The organism is Morganella sp. TYF_1, from assembly GCF_043105645.1.
GTDB lineage: Bacteria > Pseudomonadota > Gammaproteobacteria > Enterobacterales > Enterobacteriaceae > Morganella > Morganella morganii_B.
On sequence record NZ_JBICLU010000025.1, the window covers coordinates 1 to 24,811 of the forward strand.

Sequence of the window (24,811 nt, forward strand, 5' to 3'; positions counted from 1 at the left end):
TGTTTGCTGCGATAATGACAGGGGCCGGCGTTCCCGGAAGTATTTCAGAAAGGCAGACAGAAAGTATTTTGTTCTCCCCGTATTCGCCCAGGGTACGGACAAGCTGCTGCACACACCGGCGGCAGTCTTCCGTAAAGGGAACCCGTGAATCCGCCGCGTCTCCGGCAGAAAACGATGGATCGGTATGATGGTCTTTATAAGGGGTAAAGGCTTCAGCTCCCTCAAACCAGGTCTCTTCCATTTCAACGTAGTCGATGGCATCAAACCAGATATCCGGGTCTTCCGGTTTTGGATTATCCCGGTATACCGGGGTTATGTTAGCTGATGAGGCGGTGGTTAGTGTGTTTACAGGTGGCATATGCGTCCGTTTCTGATCTGTAACCGGCTGTTAAGACTCCCTTATTTATCATCATCAAAAAAAAATGTCTGTCGGTAAAAAACATGATACGTATTCAGTTTTTGCAATAAGCCCGCAGAAAACACAAAGGACACCAAATGGTGTCCCTCTTGTGCAGTCTTTGTGTGTCAGTGTCTGATATTGTCTGACTGATTGTAATATTCACCGGATTCAATTTTATCGATACCGGCCTGAAGTATGTCAATCAACTGGCGGGCGACATCGGTCGTCAGCCACATGGTTTTATCCACTTCTGCATGTTCGGGAGACTGGGACTGATCCTGCAGATAATGCAGGCGCAGCATCATGGCGTCGTAACTATCGACGGTACTGATATCCCATCCGATAACCGGATGAGTCTGGATAACGGTTTTTTTATCGTTCATGGAACCTCCTAATCATACGGCAAGATGGCTGAGTATCTCTGACTAAGAGCTAACGTCCCGTTAACAACGGGTCATATCAGTATAAGGTCTTTTTGAAAAGTAAAAAGGGGGGGATCAGACTTTTATTATGCAAAAAACGGCAAAATAGTCTTCTCTGAACATCATAGTCGTGCAATAAGCCGTTTTTCGCCTTATCGCACTAAATGACTACGTATTTACACCTGATTTATTGTGTTTAACAACAGGTTTTAACATCCCAGCGGGCATCAGTGCCGGCCAGGAAAGGCACTAAAATATCCTCTGCGCCGTTAATGGTTTCCGGGATGATCACGTCCCGGCGGGTTAATTCGATAAAGCCGTCATTGACCGGCAGACCATAAAACGCCGGGCCGTTCAGTGAACAGAACGCCTCAAAGTGCGCCAGTGCGTTAAGCTCCTCAAATACCGTGGCATACGCGGCCAGTGCGGTCGGCGCATTGAACACCCCGGCGCAGCCGCAGGCGGACTCTTTGCGGTGACGGGCATGCGGGGCACTGTCCGTGCCGAGAAAGAACCGTTTACAGCCGCCGGCTACCGCCTGACGCAACGCTTCCTGATGCACATTGCGTTTCAGGATCGGCAGGCAGAACAGATGCGGACGCACACCGCCGACCAGCATATGGTTACGGTTAAACATCAGATGCTGTGGTGTCAGTGTGGCGGCGACATTATCATCCCCGTCCAGCACATACTGGGCGGCTTCTTTGGTGGTGATATGCTCGAACACCACTTTCAGTGCCGGGAAATCACGGCGCAGCGGGATCATCACATCATCAATAAAGCGGGCTTCGCGGTCGAAAATATCAATATCGGCATGTGTGACTTCACCGTGTACCAGCAGCGGCATACCGCTGCGTGACATCATCTCCAGCACCGGATAAATATTGCGGATATCTGACACGCCGTGTGCGGAGTTGGTGGTCGCATTCGCCGGATACAGTTTACAGGCCGTAAACACACCTTCGCGGAAACCGCGTTCAATCTCTGCCGGGTCGGCATTATCGGTCAGATAGCAGGTCATCAGCGGGGTGAAATCATGCCCCTGCGGAACGGCGGCCAGGATGCGTTCGCGGTACGCAATGGCGGCATCGGTGGTGGTGACCGGCGGAACCAGGTTCGGCATCACAATAGCGCGCCCGAAAAACGCACTGGTGAAAGGCACAACAGTACCGAGCATTGCCCCATCACGGAAATGGATATGCCAGTCGTCAGGGCGGCGAATTTTCAGGGAAGTAACAGGATGAGTCATTGAACCGGCTCCGAAATAAGTAAAGGATAACCTGATGGCGGGTGCCATAAGCCGGAAAAGAATGATAGAACGATTTGCCGGTAAATACCATGTTAATTTGCGTTTCTGTGTTACTTATTGCTTTGCACCTATATAGCATCTGATCTATATTATAAGGACATAACGTGTGGAAGATAGTGACAACAGATAAATTTGCAGCGTGGTTTGCCGGGCAGGATGACGGAGATCGCGCAGCAATACTGGCAGCGATGCTGGTATTGGAGAAGCGGGGGCCCGGCTTACCAAGGCCGTATGCAGATACCGTAAAAGGTTCCCGGTATACGAATATGAAAGAGTTACGTATACAGAGCAGGGGACAACCGATACGGGCATTTTTTGCATTCGACCCTGAGAGAAGAGGTGTTTTGCTGTGCGCGGGGTATAAAACCGGTAATGAAAAACGTTTTTATATGCAGATGATCCCGCAGGCTGACCGTGAGTATACAGAATGGCTGAACAGGCCGGAAAACAGGAGTTAACAATGGGAAAGTCACTCAGACAACTGCTGGCTGAGGAAAAGCCGGAAGTCGCAGCGGCTGCACGGGTTCAGGCGGAGGAGATCCTGCTGAATATCCATCTGGCGGAACTGCGGGAGAAAGTGAACAAAACACAGGTGGAAATGGCACAGGCGCTGGGGATCAAACAGCCGACGGTCGCCGGGATGGAAAAACCGGGGCGTGATGTCAAATTATCCACGCTGAGACGCTATGTGGATGCCATCGGCGGAAAACTGAATATTGATGTTGAGCTGCCGGACGGCACGCATTATATGTTCAGGGTCTGATACAGGATAGTACGGATAAAACAGAGAAATAAAAGGAGAGGTAAACGTTGGCTCCTCCAGCTGGACTCGAACCAGCGACATACGGATTAACAGTCCGCCGTTCTACCGACTGAACTATGGAGGAACATCTTCAACGCGGGGTGCATAGTAGTGCGGCGGGGCGGGTTTGTCAAAATGAAAAATGACTTTTTGAATCGTTCGCTTTGTTTGTGATCACTTTGCGGAAAATAGCAGCGAAAAAGGTTAATTTTGCCTGTAAATCAGTCAGTCAGAAAAAATAAAAACGGGCAAACAGAAATTGCCGTCTGGCAGAAACGAAAAAGCCCGCTCAGTGAGCGGGCTCTTAAATATGGCTCCTCCAGCTGGACTTGAACCAGCGACATACGGATTAACAGTCCGCCGTTCTACCGACTGAACTATGGAGGAAGCGTGTTCTCTGTGAGAACGGGATGCATAGTAATGTGGTCAGAACGGATTGTCAAAGCGAAAATCAGTGATTGTGATCTGTTTGCCGCACTTATGAGCACATCGGCGGAATAATCATCAAAATCACAGGGTTAACAGATATAAATCCGGTTTTTTTATTCGCCGGACGATAAAAAGGGCAGTACGGAAGAATGAAACAGCGGAAATGAAAAAAAGCCTGCTCAGTGAGCAGGCTTTTAAATTTGGCTCCTCCAGCTGGACTTGAACCAGCGACATACGGATTAACAGTCCGCCGTTCTACCGACTGAACTATGGAGGAATTGCGTTCTCGTGAGAACGGGGTGAATCATAGCTATCCTGCGGCAGCTTGTAAAGGGCAAAATGCAAAAAAATGACTGACTGGCGAAGGCTTGAGCAATTGCGGCTGAAACAGTACGGACTCTGCTGTTCTGTAAGTTGTGTCCGGTGCTGTCTGAATAGTTTAATGGCTTTCGTGCAGGAAGGGGCGGTTCCGGTTTCCGGCGGGCAGAAACGAAAAAGCCCGCTCAGTGAGCGGGCTCTTGAATTTGGCTCCTCCAGCTGGACTTGAACCAGCGACATACGGATTAACAGTCCGCCGTTCTACCGACTGAACTATGGAGGAAGCGAGTTCCCGTGGGAACGAGGCGCATATTAACGGGGTGCCCCGGTTGTGTCAACGGGAAAAAGATAATTTTATCCTGTTTGCTCAGCAAGTAACCCGGATGAATAAAAAACAGGCATAAACAGTGGCTTAAGCCGCGCCTTTCATCCAGTGAGAGCGTGGTTTCTCCGGATGCGCTTCCGGGTACGCCATCAGATGCAGATCATAAAATGACACGGTACCTTTTGTTTCTGTCATATGGCGGACATCCTGTTTCAGTGATTCACTGACCTGCGGGTGGTCAAGTAACACCGCCAGGGTTTCCGGAGGCACTGCTTCGCTGACAAACCATTCGCCGTTATAGCACACCCGCAAATCCAGGACACCGATATCCGAAAAGCGGTAAACCGGTTTGACCTCAAACAGCAGAACCGCCGCCATTACCAGAAACAGGGCACTGAAACCGATCAGCCAGTAAAAACCGAAGTAGGGTGCGTAATAAATAAGAATACCCAGCACAAGATAGGACACCACCATCGCCAGACATAAATAAGGATAGGTACGGATAAAATGACTGCTGAAGCGGGGTTTTCCGTCCCGTTTCTCACGCTGATTAATATTATCAAGGGCGCCGGTAATAAGTGTTCTGACGACATCCATATAAATGACCTCCGCAGGTCTGCTGACTGTTCTGATACATTATATTAACATGTCAGGCATACAACCGCGCAGAACAGTTACAGGGTTTGTGAGGGGGAACTGTTATGGTGCGGGGGTTATTAAGAATAGTCTTATTCGGCTTAAGGCAGGTGTGTTTATCCGTTCAATACGCTGAAATTGCAGGCAATCAGACAAACAAAAATGCATAAATATGAGCGCTTTCACTTTTTTTAAAATTCACGGTAATAAATCAGTTGCTATTCATCCCTACTCATGAGTTAATGTTTGCGGCCCTAAAAAGAGCAGCTTTATGTATGACAACTGAGTTTGAGCGTTTAAGTTGAGTGTTATCCAGGATAGCCTTTGACCGTTTCATATGCTGTGTGCCTCCATTTAGTTTTTGCTTCCGGCCAGTACCTGCCAAAATGGCAATGCATTTATTTATATATAGGAAAGTCACATGTCTGACAAAATGAAAGGTCAAGTTAAGTGGTTCAACGAATCTAAAGGCTTTGGTTTCATCACTCCAGCTGATGGCAGCAAAGATGTTTTCGTTCACTTCTCTGCCATTCAGGGCGCAGGTTTCAAAACCCTGGGCGAAGGCCAGCAAGTAGAATTCACCATCGAGAATGGTGCTAAAGGCCCGGCTGCAGCTAACGTAACTCCGCTGTAAGATATAGCCAAACCGAATTCCAAGCCTGCCGCGTAAGTGGCGGGCTTTTTTTATATCTGATGTTTATGCTTATCACCTTATTGTGATCACCGGGAGCGGGTTTATGCAGATTAACGACATGGTTTATGTTAAAACGGATGCAGAAGAGCCCCGCGAAGGCCGGATATTACTGATCGAACCGTTTAGTGAAGGGGTGATGTACCTGGTGGCATTGCCGGAATATCCGGAGGGGATTTGGTTTTTTAATGAAAAAGAGGGCGGGGACGGGGTATTTATCACGCCGAAAAATGATTTCTGACTTTACATATTTTCGCGGACATCCTATACTCCGCGCATCTTTTCTGAACAGAGGACCCGGATTTGGACAGTCACAGTTATAACTCAATTAACTGATCCGGCACACCTTTCTCTTCTGAAACTGTCTGCCGGAATGATAATGGCGGGCAGCACCTCTCTGCGGTACTGCACTTTTTGATTGATACAGATGATCCACCGGTTCCCGGTCGTATCACTGCAATAGGTATGCAGTATGTTTATTGTTTCTCACGCACTCTTTCCTCCCGGTTACTGAGCAGAATTTTCAGTTATTTTTACGTTTTCTGCTGTTAACACCTGACGCCATGGCGTCTTTCGGGTGGAGGTTACTATGTTTGCAATTCCTTATTTACTCAATTTACTGGCGGCGCTGGCTCTTGGCGCACTGATCGGCGCGGAGCGTCAGTGGCGTCAGCGGATGGCCGGTCTGCGCACCAATGCGCTGGTAGCCGTTGGTGCCGCTGTATTTATCTTAAGTTCGGTGACCACATCACCGGACAGCCCGGGGCGCATTGCCGCACAGGTGGTTTCCGGGATCGGTTTTCTCGGAGCCGGGGTGATTATGCGTGAAGGCATGAATATCCGCGGACTGAATACCGCTGCAACGTTATGGTGCTCAGCCGGTATTGGTGTGTTGTGCGGGCTGGGAGAATTCGGTCCGGCAGTGACGGCGGCACTGGTTATCTTATGTGCCAATATTTTGCTGCGGGAAGCGGCGCAGCGCATCAATGCCCGGCCGGTTATTCACGCCACGGATCTGGTGCAGGACTATAAAATCCGTGCTGTCTGCAATGAAAAAGATGAGATTCTGGTCAGAACGGTGATCCTCCAGGCGCTGAATGGTTCACATGTCAGGTTGCATTCACTCAGCAGTGCGGATACGTCCGGCGGAAAGCTGGAAGTGTGTGCGGAAGTCCGGGCCACACCGGCGGAGCAAAAGGAGATAGAAGGTATTGTCTGCCGGGTCAGTCTGGAAAGAAGTGTCAGTGCGGTCAACTGGATGATTGCGTCTGAACTGCCCGTCTGAGGATTTTCTGTACGCTGTTCAGCGAACAGCAGCATTATTTTAATAAAGTCTTAAGGTTTGTGCCGGTGGCTCATCCACCGGCTTTATTCTGTGTATCAACAGAATATTTATATTTAGTGATATTTTTTGATGGGAAAGATGAGATGTTTTTTACTCATTTTAAGAATAAAGCACCAAATTCTCAGTTTTCCGCGTGATGGAAAGTCCCTTTTCCGTGTCACACTACAACGAATTTTTTGTGGCCGTAAAGCGGGCTCCCGGGGTGGAGAGCGTGATTACTGTTATCAGTATCGGCCCGGATTTAAGAAAGTTTTCAGAAAAATAGCAATTAAATGTGATGATGGTCACGATCCGGTAACATTCCTGCTATCAGCCGGTGTCAGTATAAAAAGCGCGAAATCGCAAATTTTGATCTGCTTACCGGTCTTCAGCGCCGGGGAATAAAATGCACTGTTCTGCCGGGCAGGATAGCATGAAATGATTACTCAAAATTCGTACTCAGCCACAGTACACTTCTAATTTGTAAAAAAAAAAGTATATAGTAACTATAAGTTACTATATTTGGGGGTATTACTTCACACATGACCGCCCGAAGCAATGCTACATTTAATTAACGACTGTGCTAATAGGAAAATACCGGGATTGTGATGGCATGATGTCATTTTGGTGACAGCAGGGTATCAATGCGTTTTTCAGAACAGTAACCAGCGTATCAGAGAGGTCGCTGAGTTTATAAAAGTACCCGCGGACGTATATACATAACCTTATCCGCTCCGTAAAGACAAATAAGTGAGCATATAAAAAGAAAGAGACATTATTTTTAATAAGCAATAAAGAGGAGCGAGAATAGAAAATCAGAAAAATAAATTAAATTCATTTAATCTTCAGTTGTTTTCCTGCTGAATAAATAACCTGCCTCAACATTAGATAATTTTATGTTTCCCTGTTCTGAATGGCTATTTTTTATTAAAAATAACTAAACATTGATCCGCAGGGGTATCATGTCATACCCGTCGTTACACTTTGTTATATCCTTATCATAAACCGTGCAAAAAAGGACTAAATCGCACGTTATATCACCATCACGGTGGAAAAAAAGTGTTTTATACCGCTATTTTTGCCATGTATTCTCATTCTGAATGGTGCAGGACGGAGTTTCCTAATAAAACACATTGATCCGGATCAATATATGTCCTCACATTATGTGATTGGTGCAATGGACTTGAGACACACACATTTTGAGTCATATTTACCTGAAGATTATTGGCATTTAGCTTATGGGAGTTATAAGTGCGGTGAGTATTTGGGATATGGTGAGACAAAATATAATTAATAGTAAAATTGTACTAATGCATGCGGGGATGTTTGTCTTTATCAGCCAAAAACAAACATCAGTGGCTTGAATAGTTAAATTTGTGGTGCATAATAAATAACGTCTATAAATGATATAAGATGATTCAGACATTAAATAAGCTGATGCTGATTTTAATCGTTACTTTTATTGTTTACAGGTATTCCTGATATGCATTTAATTTAAGTTTACTTTTGTGTGTTTCGCACGCATGCCGGATATTTATATGGATTGGCAGTAAACAATGGAATGAGCTTCTCCGGTATTTATAACATTACGTAAAACAGGATCTCCGGTATCACACAGCGCCGGAGATAGTTTCTGCTGTACTTTGATGCTGCTGATATTCGGAAAGGAAAAAAAATGAGCCAGACGACTGATTTTCTGAAGCATATTTATGATATTAACCTCTCATACCTGCTGTTAGCCCAAAAACTTATTGCTCAGGAAAAAGCTTCTGCCATGTTCCGCTTAGGCATTAACGATGCAATGGCAACTACGTTAGCAAATCTCACGCTCTCTCAATTGGTCAAATTAGCGGAAACCAACCAGCTAATCTGTCAGTTCAGATTTGAAAGCAGCGATACCATTGAAAAACTCACACGTGATTCCCGCGTGGATGAATTACAACAGGTTCATACCGGAATTTTACTGTCAACCCGCCTGCTGCAAACACACGGCGCGGCTGGCACTGACTCACACGCAAGAAAAAGATAAGTATCATGGCCGAAAAAAGTATCATCAAAGAGGCTCAGGATATCCGTCTCGCGATGGAATTAATCTCTCTGGGTGCTCGTCTTCAGATGTTGGAAAGTGAAACACAAATCAGCCGCGGACGCCTGATCCGTCTGTACAAAGAGCTGCGCGGATGCCCGCCCCCGAAAGGCATGCTGCCGTTTTCCACCGACTGGTTTATGACATGGGAGCAAAATATTCATGCCTCCATGTTTTATAACGCTTACGAGTTTCTGATGAACAGCGGACAGTGCTCCGGTGTTGATGTGATAGTAAAGGCGTACCGGCTCTACCTGGAGCAGTGTCCGCCGGTTCCCGGTGAAGAGCCGCTGCTGGCACTGACCCGTGCCTGGACGCTGGTGCGTTTTGTGGAGAGCGGTATGCTGCAGCGTTCTGTCTGCAGTTGCTGCAGCGGGTCATTTATCACCTACGCCCATATCCCCGAAAACAGCTTTACCTGCAGTTTGTGCCAGCCGCCGTCACGGGCAATAAAAAAACGTAAACTTTCCGCGCTTCCCGCCGATATTACGCTATATCGAGAGGATGGCATTGCCAAAGCGGTAATGTGACCGGATTGAGTTGGTAAACAGGCAAACCCGTTTTGCCTGTCTTTCCTTAAAATTCCCTTTGACAGCCATCCGATACCTAACTGAGTTAAAGGGAATAGTGTGTTAATACTCATCGGATACATCATTGTTACGGGCACGGTCATCGGCGGCTATCTGATGGTTGGCGGCCATATGGGCGCACTTTATCAACCCGCTGAATTTGTTATTATTTTAGGTGCCGGTTTTGGTGCATTTGTCGTCGGTAACAGCGGGAAATCCATTGTTGCCCTGGGTAAAGTGCTGCCGCGTCTGTTCCGGCGCTCCTCCTACAACAAAGCGATGTCAATGGATTTGATGGCGCTGTTGTTCCAGCTTCTTAATAAATCCCGCCAGCAGGGGCTGCTTGCCCTGGAAAAAGATATCGAAAATCCGCAGGAGAGCGATATTTTTTCCCAGTACCCGCGCATTCTTAAAGATCAGACTGCACTGATGTTCCTGGTGGATTATCTGCGTCTGATGATCACCAGTAACCTGCAAAGCCATGAAATCGAAGCCCTGATGGATGAAGAGCTGGAAACCTTCCGCCAGGAGAGCGAAGTGCCTGCTTCCGGCCTGAATATGGTCGGGGATTCCATGCCGGCATTCGGTATTGTTGCCGCCGTTCTCGGGGTGGTGAATGCGCTGGGTTCCGCTGACCGTCCGGCCGGTGAGCTGGGGGCGCTGATTGCCCATGCCATGGTCGGGACATTCCTCGGTATTCTCGTTGCATACGGCTTTATTCTGCCGCTGGCGTCACTGATCCGCCTGCGCAGCGGTGAACAGCTGAAAATGCTGGAATGCATCAAAGTCACTTTCCTTTCCTCTTTACAGGGTTATCCGCCGCAAATTGCGGTTGAATTCGGGCGTAAAGTCCTGTTCAGCGCCGATCGTCCGTCCTTTACCGAGCTGGAAGACAAAGTCCGTGAAGTAAAAGTCAGCCACCGTACCGAAGCTCAGGACGGGGAGTAAAGCGACAATGAAACCGGGCAATACGCATGTTATCCGCGTCAAAAAGCGGGGCGGTCACGGGCACGGCGGCGGACACGGCGGGTCATGGAAGATTGCTTACGCTGACTTTATGACCGCCATGATGGCGTTCTTCCTGGTGATGTGGCTGATTTCTATCTCCAGCCCGCAGGAGCTGACGCAGATCGCGGAATATTTCCGCACGCCGCTGAAAACCGCCATTAATCCGGGAACAAAAACCGGGGATGCCACCAACCCGATTCCGGGCGGTGGCAAAGATATCATTTATAAAGACGGTGATACCCTGCCGGACCCGGACAGCATGCAGGAGGAGCAGGGACAGGATGAAGCCGGTCGTTTTGAGAAACTGAAACAGGATCTGGAGCAGGCCATTCTCAAAGACCCGCGTCTGAATGAACTGAAACCGCATCTGCTGATTGATACCACCGATGACGGGCTGCGCATCCAGATTGTCGACAGTGCCAACCGCCCGATGTTTATGGTCGGCTCCACCCATGTTGAGCCGTATATGCGGGACATTCTGCGCGCTATCGCACCGATCCTCAATGACGTACCGAACCGTATCAGTATTTCCGGACACACTGATGACCTGCCGTATGCCAACGGCGGCAATTACAGCAACTGGGAGCTGTCTGCTGAACGCGCCAATGCCTCGCGCCGTGAACTGGTACGCGGTGGTATGGCCGAAGATAAAATTCTGCGGGTGGTCGGGATGGCATCCTCTATCCATCTGGATAAAAACGACGGGCTTGCGCCGGTGAACCGCCGCATAAGCATCATCGTTCTGAATGAGTCAGAGATGGAAAATATTCTTCATGAGTATGAGGGGGCTGTTCCCATTACCGATTTACAGCAGCTGAAGCAGCTACCGGCACCGCATACCGGGATACCGGCTCCGCCGGCGATCCCGCCGGAAAGGGTGCCGGAACCGGCGGTACCGGATCAGACACCGCCGCAGAACAGCGCTGCGGCGGCAGAGACAACACAATAAACAGGATGGACAGATACTGCCGGATTGCCGGCAGTATCTGTCAGCCGTAACACAAGAAAAAAATTGGATAACCGCGATGGATATAACCGAGTTTTATCAAACGTTCTTCGATGAAGCCGACGAGCTGCTCCGGGATATGGAACAGCACCTGCTGGAGCTTGATCCCCGGGATCCGGACAGTGAACAGCTCAATGCTATCTTCCGCAGCGCGCACTCCATTAAAGGTGGTGCGGCAACATTCGGATTCACGCTGTTGCAGAAAACCACACACACCCTGGAAAACCTGCTTGATAAAGCCCGCCATGATGAGCTGACGCTGACGCCGGATATCATTGATGTCTTCCTTGATACCAAAGATGTGATGGGCTCACAGCTGGATGCCTATAAGAGTGACACACTGCCGGATGAAGAAAGTTTTAACCGTATCTGTGAAGTGCTGGGGCATGTGGAGCAGAGTGTGGCGGATGCCGCTGTTGTCACGGAAACCACGGCACCGGAACCGGTCAGTGAAACCGCAGAAATTACTGCCGCGTCAGAAGAGAACAGCACAGCACCGGAAACCGGTTTTTCACATCATTTCACGTTTACACTCAGTAAGTTAAAGGAGAGCGAGGTCGCTCTGCTGGCTGATGAGTTGTCACTGTTCGGCACAGTATACAAAACCGAACAGGGCACCGATACCCTGAAAGTCTGGCTGGGCACCAATACCGCAATTGATGATATCAGCGGCGTGCTCTGCTTTGTGGTGGATGAATCGCAGATTGCGTATGAGGAAACCCCGGCAGCAGAATTAAGCGCCATGCTAGCAGCAGACAGCACCCCGGCAGAGCCGGCAGCGGAAACGGTCAGTACGACGGTTTCCGCACCGGTACCGGCAGCCGCGCCGTCATCTGCCCCGGCAACCCGTAAAGCAGCGGCAGCGGCGGTGAAAAACAAAGGTGACAGCGGCAGTATCCGTGTGGCGGTGGAGAAGGTGGATCAGCTGATCAACCTCGTTGGTGAACTGGTGATTATCCAGTCAATGCTGACCCAGCACAGTCAGCAGGTGGATCAGACCGAATATGCGGATTTGCTCAGTTCGATTGTCCAGCTGGAGCGTAACTCGCGGGCGCTGCAGGAATCTGTCATGTCTATCCGTATGATGCCGATGGATTATGTCTTCAGCCGCTTCCCGCGCATGGTGCGCGATATCGCCTCAAAACTGAATAAGAAAATCGAGCTGAAAGTGGAAGGCAGTTCGACAGAACTCGATAAGAGCCTGATCGAGCGGATTATCGACCCGCTGACCCACCTGGTGCGTAACAGTCTCGATCACGGTATTGAGAAACCGGACGTCCGTGCCGCAAACGGCAAACCGGAAGCCGGGACTCTGACCCTGGCGGCGGAACATCAGAGCGGCAATATCTGCATTGAAGTGCGGGATGACGGGGCCGGTCTGAACCGGGAACGGATCCTGGCCAAGGCGCGCCAGCAGGGCATGGATGTGCACGACAACATGACCAACGATGAAATCGCGATGCTGATTATGGCGCCGGGTTTCTCTACCGCCGAAGTGATCACCGATGTGTCAGGACGTGGTGTGGGTATGGATGTGGTGAAACGTAACATTCAGGACATGGGCGGTCGTATTCAGATTGGTTTCACCGAAGGGCGCGGCACCGTGACCCGGATCCTGCTGCCGCTGACCCTGGCTATTCTCGACGGTATGTCCGTCAAAGTGGCGGATGATGTCTTTATTGTTCCGCTCAGTGCCATTATCAGCACACTTCAGCCGCGCCAGGAAGACATTTACCGCCTTGCCGGTGAGGAAAAAATGCTGCTGGTGCGCGGCGAATATCTGCCGCTGGTGGAAATGCATCAGGTCTTCGGCATTGAAGAGGCGGAGCGTGATCTGGCGAAAAGTATCGCCCTGATTGTACAGAACGCCGGTAACCGTTATGCCCTGCTGGTGGACAGACTGATCGGACAGCAGCAGGTGGTGGTGAAAAATGTGGAAAGTAATTACCGCAAAATCCCGGGGATCTCTGCCGCCACCATTATGGGCGATGGTTCTGTTGCACTGATTATTGATGTGGCGGAATTACAGCGGATGAACAACGAAATTTTGTGCCAAAAGAAACTGAACACGTCACACGTTGTGATGCAATAAACAAAGGTAAATAACCATGTCGATGATGGATGAAGATTTAAACAAACTCGATGAAGAGAAAAACGGCGAAGGGTATCTGATTTTTACCCTGGGCGAAGAAGAGTACGGCATTGAGATCCTGAAAGTACAGGAAATCCGTGGTTATGAGCAGGTCACCCGTATCGCGAATACCCCGGATTTTATCAAGGGTGTCACCAACTTACGCGGCGTGATTATCCCGATTATTGATCTGCGCGTGAAGTTCTCCCATCAGAACGTCACATACAACGACAACACCGTGGTGATTGTGGTCAATCTGAAAGATCGCGTGGTGGGAATTGTGGTGGACGGCGTGTCTGACGTACTGGTGCTCAAAGATGAGCAGATTGCCCCGGCGCCGGATTTCGCAGTCACGTTATCGACCCGTTACCTGACCGGCCTGGGCACTATCGGTGACCGGATGCTGATTCTGGTGGATATTGAAAAGCTGCTTTCCAGCGAGGAAATGGCACTCATCGACAGCATGGCTGAATGATAATTCAGCCAAATGGTTTTGGTTAATCCATCACTAAAGTTTTTTGTCGTGTGACCGATATCAAAAATACAATAACACTATGCCAGTAGAAAATTATGTATAGCAGAATTAAAATTGTATCAGGGCTTTTATCCGTTATTCTTATATTTGTACTGTTACAGCTGGCATCCAGCGGGCTGATGTTCAGCAAACTGGGTGAAAACCGTGACAGTATTCACTTTCTGGACTCACTTCAGAGCCAGCGGCAGGTGCTTACCCAAAGCTGGGTTAACCTGATCCAGGCCCGTGCCAATCTGAACCGGGCGGCAAACGGCTTTTTGCTCAGAGAACACACCTTTAAAGACGATGCCACCCCGGATGAGCTGATCAAACAGGCCACCCGTCAGTTAGCGGATGCAGATGCCGCGTATGCCCGCTATATGAAAATGATGGAGGGCACCAGTTACGACAAGGCGAAGTTTGAAAAGCTGCTCTCCACCTATGAAACCTACCGTAATGCACTGACCAGGCTGATGTCCTATGTCCGGGAAGATCAGCTGGAACAGTTCTACACCTATGCCACATCCGGCTATCAGATGAAGTTCGAAGAGCAGTTTAATTCATATTTCGACAGCATTTCGGTGGCGTTCCGCGGGGAAGTGCAGAATGCGGAAGATAACTTCAGTGAATCCCTGTATATGCTGATTATTCTGGCTGTTATCCTCGCGCTGATCAGTCTTATCAGTTACCGCTATGTACAGAGCGGCATTATTCATCCTCTCAATGGCTTGGTTGACCGTATCAGGATCTTTGCTGCCGGTGACCTGACCCCGACAGTGACAGTGAACGGTAATAATGAAATCGCTGATCTGGGCCGGGGTGTGCAGCACATGCAGCAGGAGCTGATTAATACGGTGCGCGGTGTGCGTGACGGCAGCGAAAACATCTATCAGGGTACCAGTGAAATCGCCGCCGGTAACAATGATCTGTCTGCCCGTACCCAGGAGCAGGTTGCCTGCCTGGAAGAAACCGCTGCCAGCATGGAAGAGCTGACCGCAACGGTGAAACAGAACACCGAATATGCCCATCAGGCCAGTGAATTCGCCGGTCAGGCGTCCGAGATTGCCCGTGAAGGCGGCAAAGTGGTCTCCAATGTGGTGAATACCATGCTGAATATCGCTGACAGTTCACAGAAAATTTCTGATATCACTGCCGTTATCGACAGCATTGCGTTCCAGACCAACATTCTGGCTCTGAATGCGGCGGTTGAGGCTGCCCGTGCCGGTGAACACGGCCGTGGTTTCGCCGTGGTGGCGGATGAAGTCCGTAACCTGGCACAGCGCAGCGCCGATGCGGCAAAAGAGATCAAAATCCTCATCGAAGACTCGGTATCCCGTACCGGAACCGGTGCCCGTCAGGCAGAAGATGCCGGTGAAACCATGACCAAAATCGTGGAATCCGTTACCCGCGTTACCGACATTATGGCTCATATTGCCACCGCATCCGATGAGCAGAGCAAAGGTATTTCACAGGTCAGTATTGCAGTTGCTGAAATGGACAAGGTGACGCAGCAGAACGCTTCACTGGTTGAGCAGTCTGCGGTGGCGGCAAATGTGCTGGAAGAACAGGTGGCAAAACTGTCACAACTGATAGCTATTTTCCGCTTACCGGCCCTGAAACACAAGGACGATAAACACACTGAACCGGCGGCAAGAACGATTTCCAATGTCGTGAAAACCCCGGATCTCAGCAAAATATCATCGAAGAATCATCAAGATGATGACAATTGGGAAACTTTTTAACGACGCGTCTTCGCCTTGCGCTGTCAGGGAAACCTGACAGCGCTTTTGTGCATCACAGCGATAACAATAACCGAAGCAGGTGAGCCCGGCCGGACGCAGTGGGGATAGCATATGTTTGGTAAGAGAATACGGATTTCTGTCAGTTTATATCTGTTGCTTATTTTCTTTTGCGGCATGCAGATAGTGTCCAGCGGATTATCGCTGGGGATTGTTTCATCTGAATTATCGTCACTGGAACGGGTCGAACTCGGCTCAAAAAAACGGGCATTGCTGGTGTCTTCCTATGAAGATCTGATGCAGGCCCGTAACCTGCTTACCCAGGTTGTTGTTCATATTAAAGTCGGTTCTGAAGAGAGCGATATCCGCCAGGTTAAAGCGGCATTTGATTTGCTGCTGGAGAAAGCGGCGGAAGATTACAGCAATTTCAAATCTCAGCCGGTCCTCAGTGACAAAGAGGATTTTGCCGGTATTGAGGAGCAGTACCAGTCTTACCTTGGTGTGATCAAAGAACTGCGTGGTTACATTGATCACGCCAATATCCCGGCGTATGTGGAACATCCGACCCAGATGTATCAGGACAGAATGGGCGCGGTGGTGAATGACTATCTGGCCCTGCTGGATGAAGAGAGCCGCAGTGCGATTGAGTCCGGCACCTTCTATAACCGGCTGGCGTGGATCATGTTCTTCGCGGTGACCGCCACCATTCTGCTGATTTCCGGCCTCGCACATTTCTGGATGCGTCACAAAGTGATCAATCCGCTCATCAGCATGAGTGAGCATTTTATGCAGGTGGCACAGGGCAAACTGAACCAGAAGATAGAAGTGACCACCCGCGACGAAATCGGTGTGGTATTCGGCCAGCTTAAGCTGATGCAGGAATCACTGGCAGAATCTGTCTCAAACGTTCGCCTGAATACAGACCAGATGTATACCGGAATTCGCGAGATTGCCCTGGGTAATAATAATTTATCATCGCGGACAGAACAGCAGGCTGCATCACTGGAAGAAACTGCCGCCAGCATGGAAGAGCTGACCGCGACGGTGAAACAGAACGCTGATAACGCCCGTCAGGCCAGTGAGCTGGCAGTGACGGCCTCGAAAACCGCGAGCCGCGGTGGTCAGATCACCGACAGCGTGATCGAAACCATGACCTCGATTGCCAACAGTTCGCAGAAGATCAGCGCCATTATCAGTGTTATCGACGGTATTGCCTTCCAGACTAACATTCTGGCACTGAATGCCGCCGTGGAAGCCGCCCGTGCCGGTGAGCAGGGACGCGGATTCTCCGTGGTCGCCGGTGAGGTGCGTGCGCTGGCACAGCGCAGTGCGGAAGCCGCGAAAGAGATTAAGTCCCTGATTGATGAGTCGGTTGACCGCGTCGGTCAGGGAACGCAACTGGTGGACAGCGCCGGTAAAACAATGGAAGAACTGGTCACCGCCGTGAACCAGGTGACGGAACTGATGAGTGAAATCGCGTCTGCCTCCAACGAGCAGAGCCGTGGTATCGAGCAGGTGGCAACCGCCGTCAGCCAGATGGATCTGGTGACCCAGCAGAACGCCGCACTGGTTGAGCAGTCAACGGGTGCAACAGCCGCACTGGAAGATCAGGCGAATAACCTCGTCGATACGGTCGCTTTCTTTGAGCTGCCGGATAACAGGGGCACTCAGTCCGGCTTTGCCGGCTGACAGTCCCGATCATCGCCTGCCGCCGGCCCGTATCGCAGAGCCGGTGGCGGGGGGTAACTGATCGGTTTGTATTGAAATTGTCACTGAATCGTTTTTACCGAAAGGACAACAAGTACGATGCTTTTTGCGCCACAGATAGAACCACTCACAGATGATGAGTTTGGTCGGGTGTGCCGGTTTATTCATAAAAAGTCAGGCATCGTCCTTAGCATGAATAAAAAGAATATGGTCTACAACCGCCTGTTAAAGCGGCTCAGAGACTGCAATATGAGCACATTCGCCGAATACCTGCGTTTGCTGGACCGGGAGCCGCTGCATCCGGAATGGCAGGCATTTATTAACGCAATGACCACCAATTTAACCGCATTTTTCCGGGAGCCTCATCACTTTCAGACACTGACTGACTTTATCCGTCCCCGACGTAACCAGCCGGTCACTATCTGGTGCGCGGCGGCGGCGACAGGGGAAGAACCGTATTCGATCGCCATGACACTCAGTGATGTTCTCGGCGCTAACGCCATGAATGCCAAAGTGATCGCCAGTGATATCGATACCGACGTTCTGGAGAAGGCCCGTAAGGGGGTCTACCGTATCGAAGAGCTGAAAAATCTCAACGCCCTTCAGCGTCAGCGCTATTTTATGAAGGGGGTAGGGGAATATGAAGGCTATGCCCGGGTGAAACCGGCGCTCGGCCGGATGATTGATTTCCGTTATCTGAATCTGACGGACAACGACTGGCAGTTTCAGGGGCAGTTCGATGCCATATTTTGTCGTAATGTCATGATTTATTTCGATAAGGATATGCAGAAACAACTACTGGAACGTTTTGTTCCGCTACTGAAGCCTGACGGGCTGCTGTTTATCGGGCACTCGGAGAACTTATCACAGTTATCTTCGCGTTATGTCATCAGAGGACAGACCGTTTACAGCATTCAGGCGGCCGGGAGAAGTGATGAAAAAAATAAAAGTGCTTTGCGTTGATGACTCGGCGCTGATGCGCCAGTTAATGCGTGAAATTATTAACAGCCATCCGGATATGACCGTGGTGGATGTGGCACCGGATCCGTATGTTGCGCGTGATCTGATTAAACAGCATGAACCGGATGTGGTGACGCTGGATGTGGAAATGCCGCGGATGGACGGTATCGATTTTCTGGAAAAACTGATGCGGCTGCACCCGGTACCGGTGGTGATGGTCTCCACACTGACGTCCAAAGGCTCGGAAGTGACGCTGAAAGCGCTGGAACTGGGCGCGGTGGATTTTGTCACCAAACCGCAGATCGGGATCCGCGAAACCATGATGAGTTACCGCGATCTTATCGGTGAAAAAATCCGTGCGGCGGCGATGTCAAAAGTCACGCAGAGTAACCGCTTCCGCCGTCAGGAAAAAGTGACGACCACACCGGCGGCGCTCAGCAAACCACTGTCATCGTACGTTTGCCATAACCGCCTGATTGCGGTCGGGGCATCGACCGGCGGTACCGAGGCTATCCGTCAGTTTCTGGAGATGCTGCCGCCGGCGTGTCCGCCGGTGGTGATCACCCAGCATATGCCGGCCGGGTTTACCCGTTCCTTTGCCGAGCGCCTGAACAAGCTCTGTGCGCTGACGGTAAAAGAGGCGGAACACGGTGATGTGCTGCTCAAAGGGCATGCCTACATTGCGCCGGGTGATGCCCATATGCTGATCGCGGATAAAGGCCAGGGTTACCAGGTGGTGCTTCAGCAGACACCGCCGGTCAACCGTCACCGCCCGTCTGTGGATGTGCTGTTTGACTCCGTGGCTGAGTGTGCCGCCCGCAAATGTATCGCGGTCCTGCTGACCGGAATGGGGATGGACGGTGCGCGCGGCATGCTGAATCTGCGGCAGAAAGGTGCGGTCACCTATGCCCAGGATGAGCGCAGTTGTGTGGTTTTCGGTATGCCGAGAGCGGCGATTGAACTGAATGCGGTCGATGAAATTCAGGATCTCGTCAAAATTGCCCCCAGTGTGCTGGGCAGACTTGCTGCCGTTTCCGCCTGACGGAACCGGCAATTATTCATTGTATTGTTGCAGGAGTGGTTATGGCCGCTAAAGATTTGAATTTTCTGGTAGTTGATGATTTTTCCACCATGCGCCGTATTGTGCGTAACCTCTTAAAAGAGTTGGGCTACAACAAAATTGAAGAGGCGGAAGACGGTGTGGATGCGCTGGAGAAAATCCGTGCGGGTCAGATTGATTTCGTGGTGGCGGACTGGAACATGCCTAACATGGACGGGCTGGAGCTGCTGAAAACCATCCGTGCGGATGATGCGCTCAAACACATCCCGGTCATGATGGTGACTGCCGAAGCGAAAAAAGAAAATATTATTGCCGCCGCTCAGGCCGGTGCCAGCGGTTATGTTGTCAAACCGTTCACCGCCGCGATCCTCGAGGAAAAACTGAATAAAGTCTTCGAAAAGATGGGTCTGAACTGAGGGGCTTCAGCAGAAGGAAAGCAGGATGACGGAAAATAAATCAACGGACAGAAACAAAAACAGTGATGATGACTTAAAACAGATCATCACCCGGGTTGGTTTTTTAACGAGGATGTTAAGAGAAAGCATGCGTGAACTGGGATTAGAAAAGGGCGTGCAGCAGGCGGTCGCGACAATTCCGGACGGAAAAGACAGACTGCGTTACATCGCTCAGATGACCGCACAGGCGGCGGAAAAGACGCTCAACGGTATCGATACTATCAAGCCGTTACAGGTAAAAATGCATGAGGATGCGCTGGATTTACAGGCGCGCTGGCAATCCTGTCCGTCAGCGGAGGTCGATCCGGCCCTGCAGGAATCCACCCTGGCCTTTATCCGCCGGGTGATTGACGGCAGCGCGGTGACCAAAAGTGAGCTGCTGGAAATTATGATGGCACAGGATTTCCAGGATCTGACCGGTCAGGTTGTGAAAAAAATGATGGAAGTGGTGGAAGAAACAGAGAAACAGCTGCTGTTTCTGCTGATGGAAAACACCCCGGCAGACATCCGTGCAAAACATCCGGCCGACAGTCTGAAAAACGGACCGCAGATTGATCCGAAAGGGACAAACGTGATGGCATCACAGTCACAGGTTGATGACCTGCTCGACGAGCTCGGTTTCTGACATAAAAAACCGCAGCAGGGACGCCGCGGTTCAGATCTGTCAGTCCGTCACAACGGAAATCAGAGACCCATTGCCTGCTTAACCTGAGCCATTGCGTCGCTGCCGGCTTTACATGCGGCATCCTGCTGGTCAGCAGGCATTGCGGCGATTTGTTTTTTCGCATCTTCATACTGCTTGATCATCGGTTCTAACTGCGCTTTAACCGATTCGTTATTACCGGCTTTTTCGGTTGCTTTCTTCATTAAATCATCGACTTCAGCAAAGTATTTGTTACAGGTTTCAGTTGCACCCGGAACAGATGATGCTGATTTTTCTTCGCCGGAACAGGCTGTCAGAGCAAGAGCCATTAAACCCAGAGAGCAGGCTAAAATAGTTTTTTTCATCAGTGAGTACCTTGTGATTATCGTGGAATAAAACAGTGGCAAATTATAAAGTACCGGTAATACCTGCCTATCGGAATAGTTCCTAATTTAACACGCCGTGCGAAATACGGGCTTTCATCAGGTTCAGCGGCGTTATTTGACGATATTGCGTTGCGGACCACTGCCCGCAGGTGTCACTGAGTGATTTTCTGCTGATAAATCCGCCACTCCTGCTTTAATCAGGGAATTACACCGTTAAGACCGGTCATTTTCCACCATTGAATTTTCCGCACTCTGTCATGCTATAGCCATAAGCAAAATCCCGGCAGACGGCGGAGGCGTGTGTGTCTGATAAAAGTGATGTAGAAAAAACAGAAGAACCCACCCCCCATAAAAAACAGAAAGCCAAAGAAGACGGACAGATTGTCCGCTCCAAAGAACTCAGTTCACTGATGATGATGCTGGCGGGTGTCAGCCTGCTGTGGTTAAGCGGCGGTCATCTGGCGGAACAGTTGCGCGGTATTTTTCGTCAGGGATTTATCTTCGATAACTTTTATCTGCAGAACCCGGGGCTGATGCTGAGTTTTCTCGGTAAAGTGCTTGGTGAATCGTTGTTTGCCCTGCTGCCGGTTGTCGGCGGACTGGCGCTGGTGGGTATTTCCGCCTCGGCGCTGGTCGGCGGGCTGGCGTTTAACACCAAATCCATCAAGTTTGACCTGACAAAACTGAGCCCGCTGAAGGGCTTTAAACGCATTTTTTCCATGAATGTGCTGGCCGAACTCTTCAAGGCGATTCTTAAATCCCTGCTGATTGGTCTGGGCGCATGGATTTTTTTATGGCAGGCGTGGCCGTCATTGCTGCATCTGGCGATGGAATCGCCGGCAACGGCAATGACGAATGCCATGCAGAAAGTGATTTTTGCCGGTTATCTGATCATCTTTATGCTGATCCCGATGGTGGCGTTTGATGTGTTCTGGCAGCTCCGTTCGCACCTGAAAAAGCTGCGGATGAGCCGTCAGGAAATCAAGGATGAATTTAAACAGCAGGAGGGTGACCCGCAGATAAAAGCCAAAATCCGTCAGCAGCAGCGCGCCATGGCGCGTAACCGCATGATGGCGGATGTGCCGCAGGCGGATGTGATTGTGACCAACCCGACTCACTACGCCGTTGCCCTGAAGTATGACGAGAAAAAAATGACCGCGCCGAGAGTGCTGGCCAAAGGTGCCGGGGTGCTGGCACAGCGGATCAAAGAGATAGGTGCGGAAAACCGTATTCTGCTGCTGGAGGCTCCGCCGCTGGCACGGGCACTTTACCGCCATGCCGAAGTGGGGCAGTCAATTCCGGCTGCACTCTATGCTGCGGTGGCGGAAGTGCTGGCATGGGTGTTTCAGCTGCGCCGCTGGCGGCGTGAAGGCGGCCTGAAACCGAAAAAACCGAAGAATTTACCGGTGCCGAAGGCACTTGATTTTGTTGGAGAAAATACCCGAAATGGCTAATCTGGCTGCACTTCTGAGATTACCGAAAACGATGCAGGGAGCACAATGGCAGTTACTTGCCGGGCCGGTCCTCATCCTGATGATCCTGTCAATGATGGTACTGCCGCTGCCGGCGTTTGTGCTGGATTTGCTGTTTACCTTTAATATTGCGCTGTCCATTATGGTGCTGCTGGTGGCAATGTTCACCCGGCGTACCCTCGATTTTGCCGCCTTCCCGACTATCCTGCTGTTCTCCACCTTACTGCGCCTGTCACTGAACGTGGCCTCCACCCGTATCATCCTGATGGACGGTCACACCGGTCCCGCCGCAGCGGGCCGGGTGGTGGAGGCATTCGGGCACTTTCTGGTCGGCGGTAACTTTGCCATCGGGATTGTGGTCTTTATCATTCTGGTATTAATCAACTTCATGGTTATCACCAAGGGTGCGGGACGTATCGCTGAAGTTGGTGCGCGCTTTGTACTCGACGGAATGCCGGGTAAACAGATGGCGATTGATGCGGATTTAAATGCCGGGATCATCAATGATGAAGAAGCCAAACGCCGCCGTGCGGAAGTGACTCAGGAATCCGATTTCTACGGCTCAATGGACGGGGCCAGTAAGTTTGTCCGCGGTGATGCTATCGCCGGGATTATGATCATGGTGATTAACGTGATCGGCGGCCTGATTGTCGGTGTGGCTCAGCACCATATGCCGCTGGGCGATGCGGCCAGCACGTATACCCTGCTGACCATTGGTGATGGTCTGGTGGCGCAGATCCCGGCACTGATTATCTCAACCGCAGCCGGTGTAATTGTCACCCGCGTGGCAACCGATGAAGATGCCGGGGAGCAGATGGTCACCCAACTGTTCAATAACCCGCGCGTGATGTGGCTGAGTGCCGGGGTTCTCGGTCTGCTGGGGCTTATCCCGGGCATGCCGAACTTTGTGTTCCTGTTATTCACGGTGGCACTGGCCTCACTCGGCTGGTATCTGGTGAAAAAAAGCAAGGAGCCGGTCAAAGAAACCGATACGAATATCCAGGCGCAGCAGTTCCGTGAGGCCAATAAAGTCACGGAAGCGACCTGGGATGATGTGGTGGCGGAAGATCTGCTGGCGATGGAAGTCGGTTACCGGCTGATCCCGCTGGTGGATAACGACCAGCAGGGCGAATTACTCGGGCGTATCCGCGGACTGCGCAAAAAATTTGCCGGGGAAGTCGGCTATCTGCCGCCGGTGGTGCATATCTGTGACAATCTTGAGCTGGCACCGACCGCCTACCGTATCCTGATCAAAGGGGCGGAAGTCGGACGCGGCGAAGCTCAGCCCGGTCGCTGGCTGGCGATTGATCCGGGTAATGCGGCGGGCTCTCTGGAAGGGGATGCCACACAGGAACCTGCATTTGGTTTACCGGCGGTATGGATTGATGATGACCTGCGTGAACAGGCTCAGATCCAGGGTTACACAGTGGTCTCAGCCAGTACCGCGGTGGCGACTCACTTTAATCAGATCCTGCTGGAATACGCCAGTGATCTGTTTGGTCGTCAGGAAGCGCAGATGCTGTATGACCGCGTGAAAAAAGAGATGCCGAAGCTGGCGGATGATCTGATCCCGGATACGTTATCACTGACTGTTTTCCATCGCGTACTGCAAAACCTGCTGACTGAAAATGTCATGATCCGCGATATCCGGACTATTATTGAAACCCTGGCAGAGCAGGTTGGTGAAAATGGTGAGCAGAAAGATACCGATGCTCTGACCTCACAGGTGCGGATAGCACTGGGCCGCGCCATCACCCAGCAGTGGTTTGGTTCGTCCGGTGAAATTCAGGTTATCGGGCTTGATGCGGGTCTGGAACAGATTCTGTTACAGGCCGCGAAAAGCGGCGGTGGTCTGGAGCCGAATCTGGCGCAGAATATCGAAATGCAGGCAATGAATGCCGTTCAGCACCAGGAGGCCATGGGGGCACCAACGGTATTGCTGGTCAATCATTCACTGCGTCTGATTTTGTCCCGCTTCCTGCGCCGCAGTCTGCCGCAATTGGCGGTAATGTCCAACCTTGAACTGAATGATCGCCGCCAGATACGGATGACCTCCATGATTGGCGGCTGAGGCCGGACAAGATAATCACGATAAGAGGAACCCACTCAGGCCGGTTCCTTTTTTTTATGTTCAGTGATCTGTTTTTGTCCCCGGGTGTGAATCTCAGGTAAAAGACCGTTACGCCCCGTGATATCCGCAGCCTCTGTCAATGGGCTGAGCGGCACATTATCAGTAAAATCTTACCGCATTGTGCCCCGGAGAGTCGTGTTTCCCCGGATAGCGCGGCGTTACCGGAAAATAAAGACATGATGTGAACAAATTCCGGTCTGAGTGATATCAGCAGGATACCGTGCAGTAACGCAGGATGATAAAACAGGAGAATGTTATGCAGAGGGGATTAACTGCCGGAGAAGGGCA

General features: G+C 50.7%; 23 protein-coding genes, 4 tRNA genes and 1 pseudogene. 19 read left to right on the plus strand and 9 right to left on the minus strand.

What is annotated here, in order from left to right; genetic code table 11:
* From ACF8OF_RS11495 to pyrC, 3 genes and pseudogenes are all read right to left on the minus strand, one after another.
* Positions 1–358 (minus strand): annotated as a pseudogene (locus ACF8OF_RS11495) (hypothetical protein); the annotation flags it as partial.
* A 167-nt stretch (positions 359–525) separates the two neighbouring features.
* Positions 526–783 carry a biofilm formation regulator BssS gene (bssS, locus tag ACF8OF_RS11500; RefSeq protein WP_004236879.1) on the minus strand — a complete coding sequence of 86 codons (258 nt, stop codon included), beginning with the start codon at positions 781–783 and terminating at the stop codon, positions 526–528.
* A gap of 235 nt (positions 784–1,018) precedes the next feature.
* Positions 1,019–2,071, minus strand: a complete 1,053-nt coding sequence (gene pyrC / locus ACF8OF_RS11505; protein ID WP_262858768.1) for a dihydroorotase — start codon at positions 2,069–2,071, stop codon at positions 1,019–1,021.
* A 164-nt stretch (positions 2,072–2,235) separates the two neighbouring features.
* On the opposite strand from pyrC, the gene ACF8OF_RS11510 reads away from it, so the two are divergent.
* Positions 2,236–2,589 carry a type II toxin-antitoxin system RelE/ParE family toxin gene (locus tag ACF8OF_RS11510; protein WP_392496708.1) on the plus strand — a complete coding sequence of 118 codons (354 nt, stop codon included), beginning with the start codon at positions 2,236–2,238 and terminating at the stop codon, positions 2,587–2,589.
* Between the two features lie 2 nt (positions 2,590–2,591).
* On the plus strand, positions 2,592–2,894 hold the full coding sequence (locus ACF8OF_RS11515) for a helix-turn-helix domain-containing protein (RefSeq protein WP_262858767.1): 303 nt from the start codon (positions 2,592–2,594) through the stop codon (positions 2,892–2,894).
* 48 nt (positions 2,895–2,942) lie between these two features.
* Here the strand turns inward: ACF8OF_RS11515 and ACF8OF_RS11520 are convergent.
* From ACF8OF_RS11520 to ACF8OF_RS11540, 5 genes are all read right to left on the minus strand, one after another.
* Positions 2,943–3,018, minus strand: a tRNA-Asn gene (locus ACF8OF_RS11520).
* Between the two features lie 226 nt (positions 3,019–3,244).
* Positions 3,245–3,320 (minus strand) — tRNA-Asn (locus ACF8OF_RS11525).
* A gap of 243 nt (positions 3,321–3,563) precedes the next feature.
* Positions 3,564–3,639 (minus strand) — tRNA-Asn (locus ACF8OF_RS11530).
* A 248-nt stretch (positions 3,640–3,887) separates the two neighbouring features.
* A tRNA-Asn gene (locus ACF8OF_RS11535) sits at positions 3,888–3,963 on the minus strand.
* A gap of 129 nt (positions 3,964–4,092) precedes the next feature.
* Positions 4,093–4,602, minus strand: a complete 510-nt coding sequence (locus ACF8OF_RS11540; protein ID WP_392496709.1) for a YlaC family protein — start codon at positions 4,600–4,602, stop codon at positions 4,093–4,095.
* 460 nt (positions 4,603–5,062) lie between these two features.
* Here ACF8OF_RS11540 and cspE point away from each other — a divergent pair, with 460 nt between their 5' ends.
* The 15 genes from cspE (at position 5,063) to ACF8OF_RS11615 (ending at position 20,516) form a co-directional block, all read left to right on the plus strand.
* On the plus strand, positions 5,063–5,275 hold the full coding sequence (gene cspE, locus ACF8OF_RS11545) for a transcription antiterminator/RNA stability regulator CspE (RefSeq protein WP_004240014.1): 213 nt from the start codon (positions 5,063–5,065) through the stop codon (positions 5,273–5,275).
* A 103-nt stretch (positions 5,276–5,378) separates the two neighbouring features.
* Entirely contained in the window at positions 5,379–5,573 is a 195-nt protein-coding gene (gene dsrB, locus ACF8OF_RS11550) for a protein DsrB (RefSeq protein WP_392496711.1), read from the plus strand.
* Positions 5,574–5,921: 348 nt separating this feature from the next.
* Positions 5,922–6,617, plus strand: a complete 696-nt coding sequence (locus ACF8OF_RS11555; RefSeq protein WP_025152167.1) for an MgtC family protein — start codon at positions 5,922–5,924, stop codon at positions 6,615–6,617.
* Between the two features lie 1,714 nt (positions 6,618–8,331).
* Positions 8,332–8,685 (plus strand): flagellar transcriptional regulator FlhD, encoded by a 354-nt coding sequence (gene flhD, locus ACF8OF_RS11560; RefSeq protein WP_025152168.1) that lies wholly within the window; start codon positions 8,332–8,334, stop codon positions 8,683–8,685.
* 5 nt (positions 8,686–8,690) lie between these two features.
* A complete protein-coding gene (gene flhC, locus ACF8OF_RS11565) occupies positions 8,691–9,272 on the plus strand; it encodes a flagellar transcriptional regulator FlhC (RefSeq protein ID WP_025152169.1) in 582 nt (193 codons plus the stop codon).
* Between the two features lie 99 nt (positions 9,273–9,371).
* Complete coding sequence (gene motA, locus ACF8OF_RS11570; protein ID WP_107679415.1) at positions 9,372–10,259, plus strand: flagellar motor stator protein MotA; 888 nt, start codon at positions 9,372–9,374, stop codon at positions 10,257–10,259.
* 7 nt (positions 10,260–10,266) lie between these two features.
* Complete coding sequence (gene motB, locus ACF8OF_RS11575; RefSeq protein WP_279800004.1) at positions 10,267–11,268, plus strand: flagellar motor protein MotB; 1,002 nt, start codon at positions 10,267–10,269, stop codon at positions 11,266–11,268.
* A gap of 76 nt (positions 11,269–11,344) precedes the next feature.
* Positions 11,345–13,417: a chemotaxis protein CheA gene (cheA, locus tag ACF8OF_RS11580; RefSeq protein ID WP_392496713.1), complete on the plus strand. Its 2,073-nt coding sequence runs from the start codon at positions 11,345–11,347 to the stop codon at positions 13,415–13,417.
* Between the two features lie 16 nt (positions 13,418–13,433).
* A complete protein-coding gene (cheW, locus tag ACF8OF_RS11585; RefSeq protein ID WP_025152172.1) occupies positions 13,434–13,931 on the plus strand; it encodes a chemotaxis protein CheW in 498 nt (165 codons plus the stop codon).
* A gap of 95 nt (positions 13,932–14,026) precedes the next feature.
* Entirely contained in the window at positions 14,027–15,712 is a 1,686-nt protein-coding gene (locus ACF8OF_RS11590; protein WP_392496714.1) for a methyl-accepting chemotaxis protein, read from the plus strand.
* 111 nt (positions 15,713–15,823) lie between these two features.
* Complete coding sequence (locus tag ACF8OF_RS11595; protein ID WP_262858761.1) at positions 15,824–17,398, plus strand: methyl-accepting chemotaxis protein; 1,575 nt, start codon at positions 15,824–15,826, stop codon at positions 17,396–17,398.
* 117 nt (positions 17,399–17,515) lie between these two features.
* Positions 17,516–18,379 (plus strand): CheR family methyltransferase, encoded by an 864-nt coding sequence (locus ACF8OF_RS11600; protein WP_262858760.1) that lies wholly within the window; start codon positions 17,516–17,518, stop codon positions 18,377–18,379.
* A complete protein-coding gene (locus ACF8OF_RS11605) occupies positions 18,351–19,418 on the plus strand; it encodes a chemotaxis response regulator protein-glutamate methylesterase (RefSeq protein ID WP_279799996.1) in 1,068 nt (355 codons plus the stop codon). Before ACF8OF_RS11600 ends, ACF8OF_RS11605 begins: the two co-directional genes overlap by 29 nt.
* A gap of 41 nt (positions 19,419–19,459) precedes the next feature.
* Complete coding sequence (cheY, locus tag ACF8OF_RS11610; protein WP_004236857.1) at positions 19,460–19,852, plus strand: chemotaxis response regulator CheY; 393 nt, start codon at positions 19,460–19,462, stop codon at positions 19,850–19,852.
* 25 nt (positions 19,853–19,877) lie between these two features.
* On the plus strand, positions 19,878–20,516 hold the full coding sequence (locus ACF8OF_RS11615) for a protein phosphatase CheZ (RefSeq protein ID WP_262858758.1): 639 nt from the start codon (positions 19,878–19,880) through the stop codon (positions 20,514–20,516).
* A 59-nt stretch (positions 20,517–20,575) separates the two neighbouring features.
* On the opposite strand, the gene ACF8OF_RS11620 is transcribed toward ACF8OF_RS11615, so the two are convergent.
* Complete coding sequence (locus ACF8OF_RS11620) at positions 20,576–20,899, minus strand: DUF5339 domain-containing protein (protein WP_262858757.1); 324 nt, start codon at positions 20,897–20,899, stop codon at positions 20,576–20,578.
* A 323-nt stretch (positions 20,900–21,222) separates the two neighbouring features.
* On the opposite strand from ACF8OF_RS11620, the gene flhB reads away from it, so the two are divergent.
* Together flhB and flhA are read left to right on the plus strand one after the other, a co-directional pair.
* Positions 21,223–22,374 (plus strand): flagellar biosynthesis protein FlhB, encoded by a 1,152-nt coding sequence (flhB, locus tag ACF8OF_RS11625; protein WP_392496718.1) that lies wholly within the window; start codon positions 21,223–21,225, stop codon positions 22,372–22,374.
* Positions 22,367–24,463, plus strand: coding sequence for a flagellar biosynthesis protein FlhA (gene flhA, locus ACF8OF_RS11630; protein WP_392496719.1), 2,097 nt, complete (start codon positions 22,367–22,369; stop codon positions 24,461–24,463). The genes flhB and flhA overlap by 8 nt, the downstream gene beginning before the upstream one ends.
* The last annotated feature ends 348 nt before the right edge of the window (positions 24,464–24,811 follow it).

Excerpts from the sequence above, each read along its gene's own strand:
- bssS (WP_004236879.1), bottom strand. The coding sequence starts at position 783 with ATGAACGATAAAAAAACCGTTATCCAGACTCATCCGGTTATCGGATGG.
- pyrC (WP_262858768.1), bottom strand. The coding sequence starts at position 2,071 with ATGACTCATCCTGTTACTTCCCTGAAAATTCGCCGCCCTGACGACTGG.
- ACF8OF_RS11515 (WP_262858767.1), top strand. The coding sequence starts at position 2,592 with ATGGGAAAGTCACTCAGACAACTGCTGGCTGAGGAAAAGCCGGAAGTC.
- ACF8OF_RS11540 (WP_392496709.1), bottom strand. The coding sequence starts at position 4,602 with ATGGATGTCGTCAGAACACTTATTACCGGCGCCCTTGATAATATTAAT.
- cspE (WP_004240014.1), top strand. The coding sequence starts at position 5,063 with ATGTCTGACAAAATGAAAGGTCAAGTTAAGTGGTTCAACGAATCTAAA.
- dsrB (WP_392496711.1), top strand. The coding sequence starts at position 5,379 with ATGCAGATTAACGACATGGTTTATGTTAAAACGGATGCAGAAGAGCCC.
- ACF8OF_RS11555 (WP_025152167.1), top strand. The coding sequence starts at position 5,922 with ATGTTTGCAATTCCTTATTTACTCAATTTACTGGCGGCGCTGGCTCTT.
- flhD (WP_025152168.1), top strand. The coding sequence starts at position 8,332 with ATGAGCCAGACGACTGATTTTCTGAAGCATATTTATGATATTAACCTC.
- flhC (WP_025152169.1), top strand. The coding sequence starts at position 8,691 with ATGGCCGAAAAAAGTATCATCAAAGAGGCTCAGGATATCCGTCTCGCG.
- motB (WP_279800004.1), top strand. The coding sequence starts at position 10,267 with ATGAAACCGGGCAATACGCATGTTATCCGCGTCAAAAAGCGGGGCGGT.
- cheA (WP_392496713.1), top strand. The coding sequence starts at position 11,345 with ATGGATATAACCGAGTTTTATCAAACGTTCTTCGATGAAGCCGACGAG.
- cheW (WP_025152172.1), top strand. The coding sequence starts at position 13,434 with ATGTCGATGATGGATGAAGATTTAAACAAACTCGATGAAGAGAAAAAC.
- ACF8OF_RS11590 (WP_392496714.1), top strand. The coding sequence starts at position 14,027 with ATGTATAGCAGAATTAAAATTGTATCAGGGCTTTTATCCGTTATTCTT.
- ACF8OF_RS11595 (WP_262858761.1), top strand. The coding sequence starts at position 15,824 with ATGTTTGGTAAGAGAATACGGATTTCTGTCAGTTTATATCTGTTGCTT.
- ACF8OF_RS11600 (WP_262858760.1), top strand. The coding sequence starts at position 17,516 with ATGCTTTTTGCGCCACAGATAGAACCACTCACAGATGATGAGTTTGGT.
- ACF8OF_RS11605 (WP_279799996.1), top strand. The coding sequence starts at position 18,351 with ATGAAAAAAATAAAAGTGCTTTGCGTTGATGACTCGGCGCTGATGCGC.
- cheY (WP_004236857.1), top strand. The coding sequence starts at position 19,460 with ATGGCCGCTAAAGATTTGAATTTTCTGGTAGTTGATGATTTTTCCACC.
- ACF8OF_RS11615 (WP_262858758.1), top strand. The coding sequence starts at position 19,878 with ATGACGGAAAATAAATCAACGGACAGAAACAAAAACAGTGATGATGAC.
- ACF8OF_RS11620 (WP_262858757.1), bottom strand. The coding sequence starts at position 20,899 with ATGAAAAAAACTATTTTAGCCTGCTCTCTGGGTTTAATGGCTCTTGCT.
- flhA (WP_392496719.1), top strand. The coding sequence starts at position 22,367 with ATGGCTAATCTGGCTGCACTTCTGAGATTACCGAAAACGATGCAGGGA.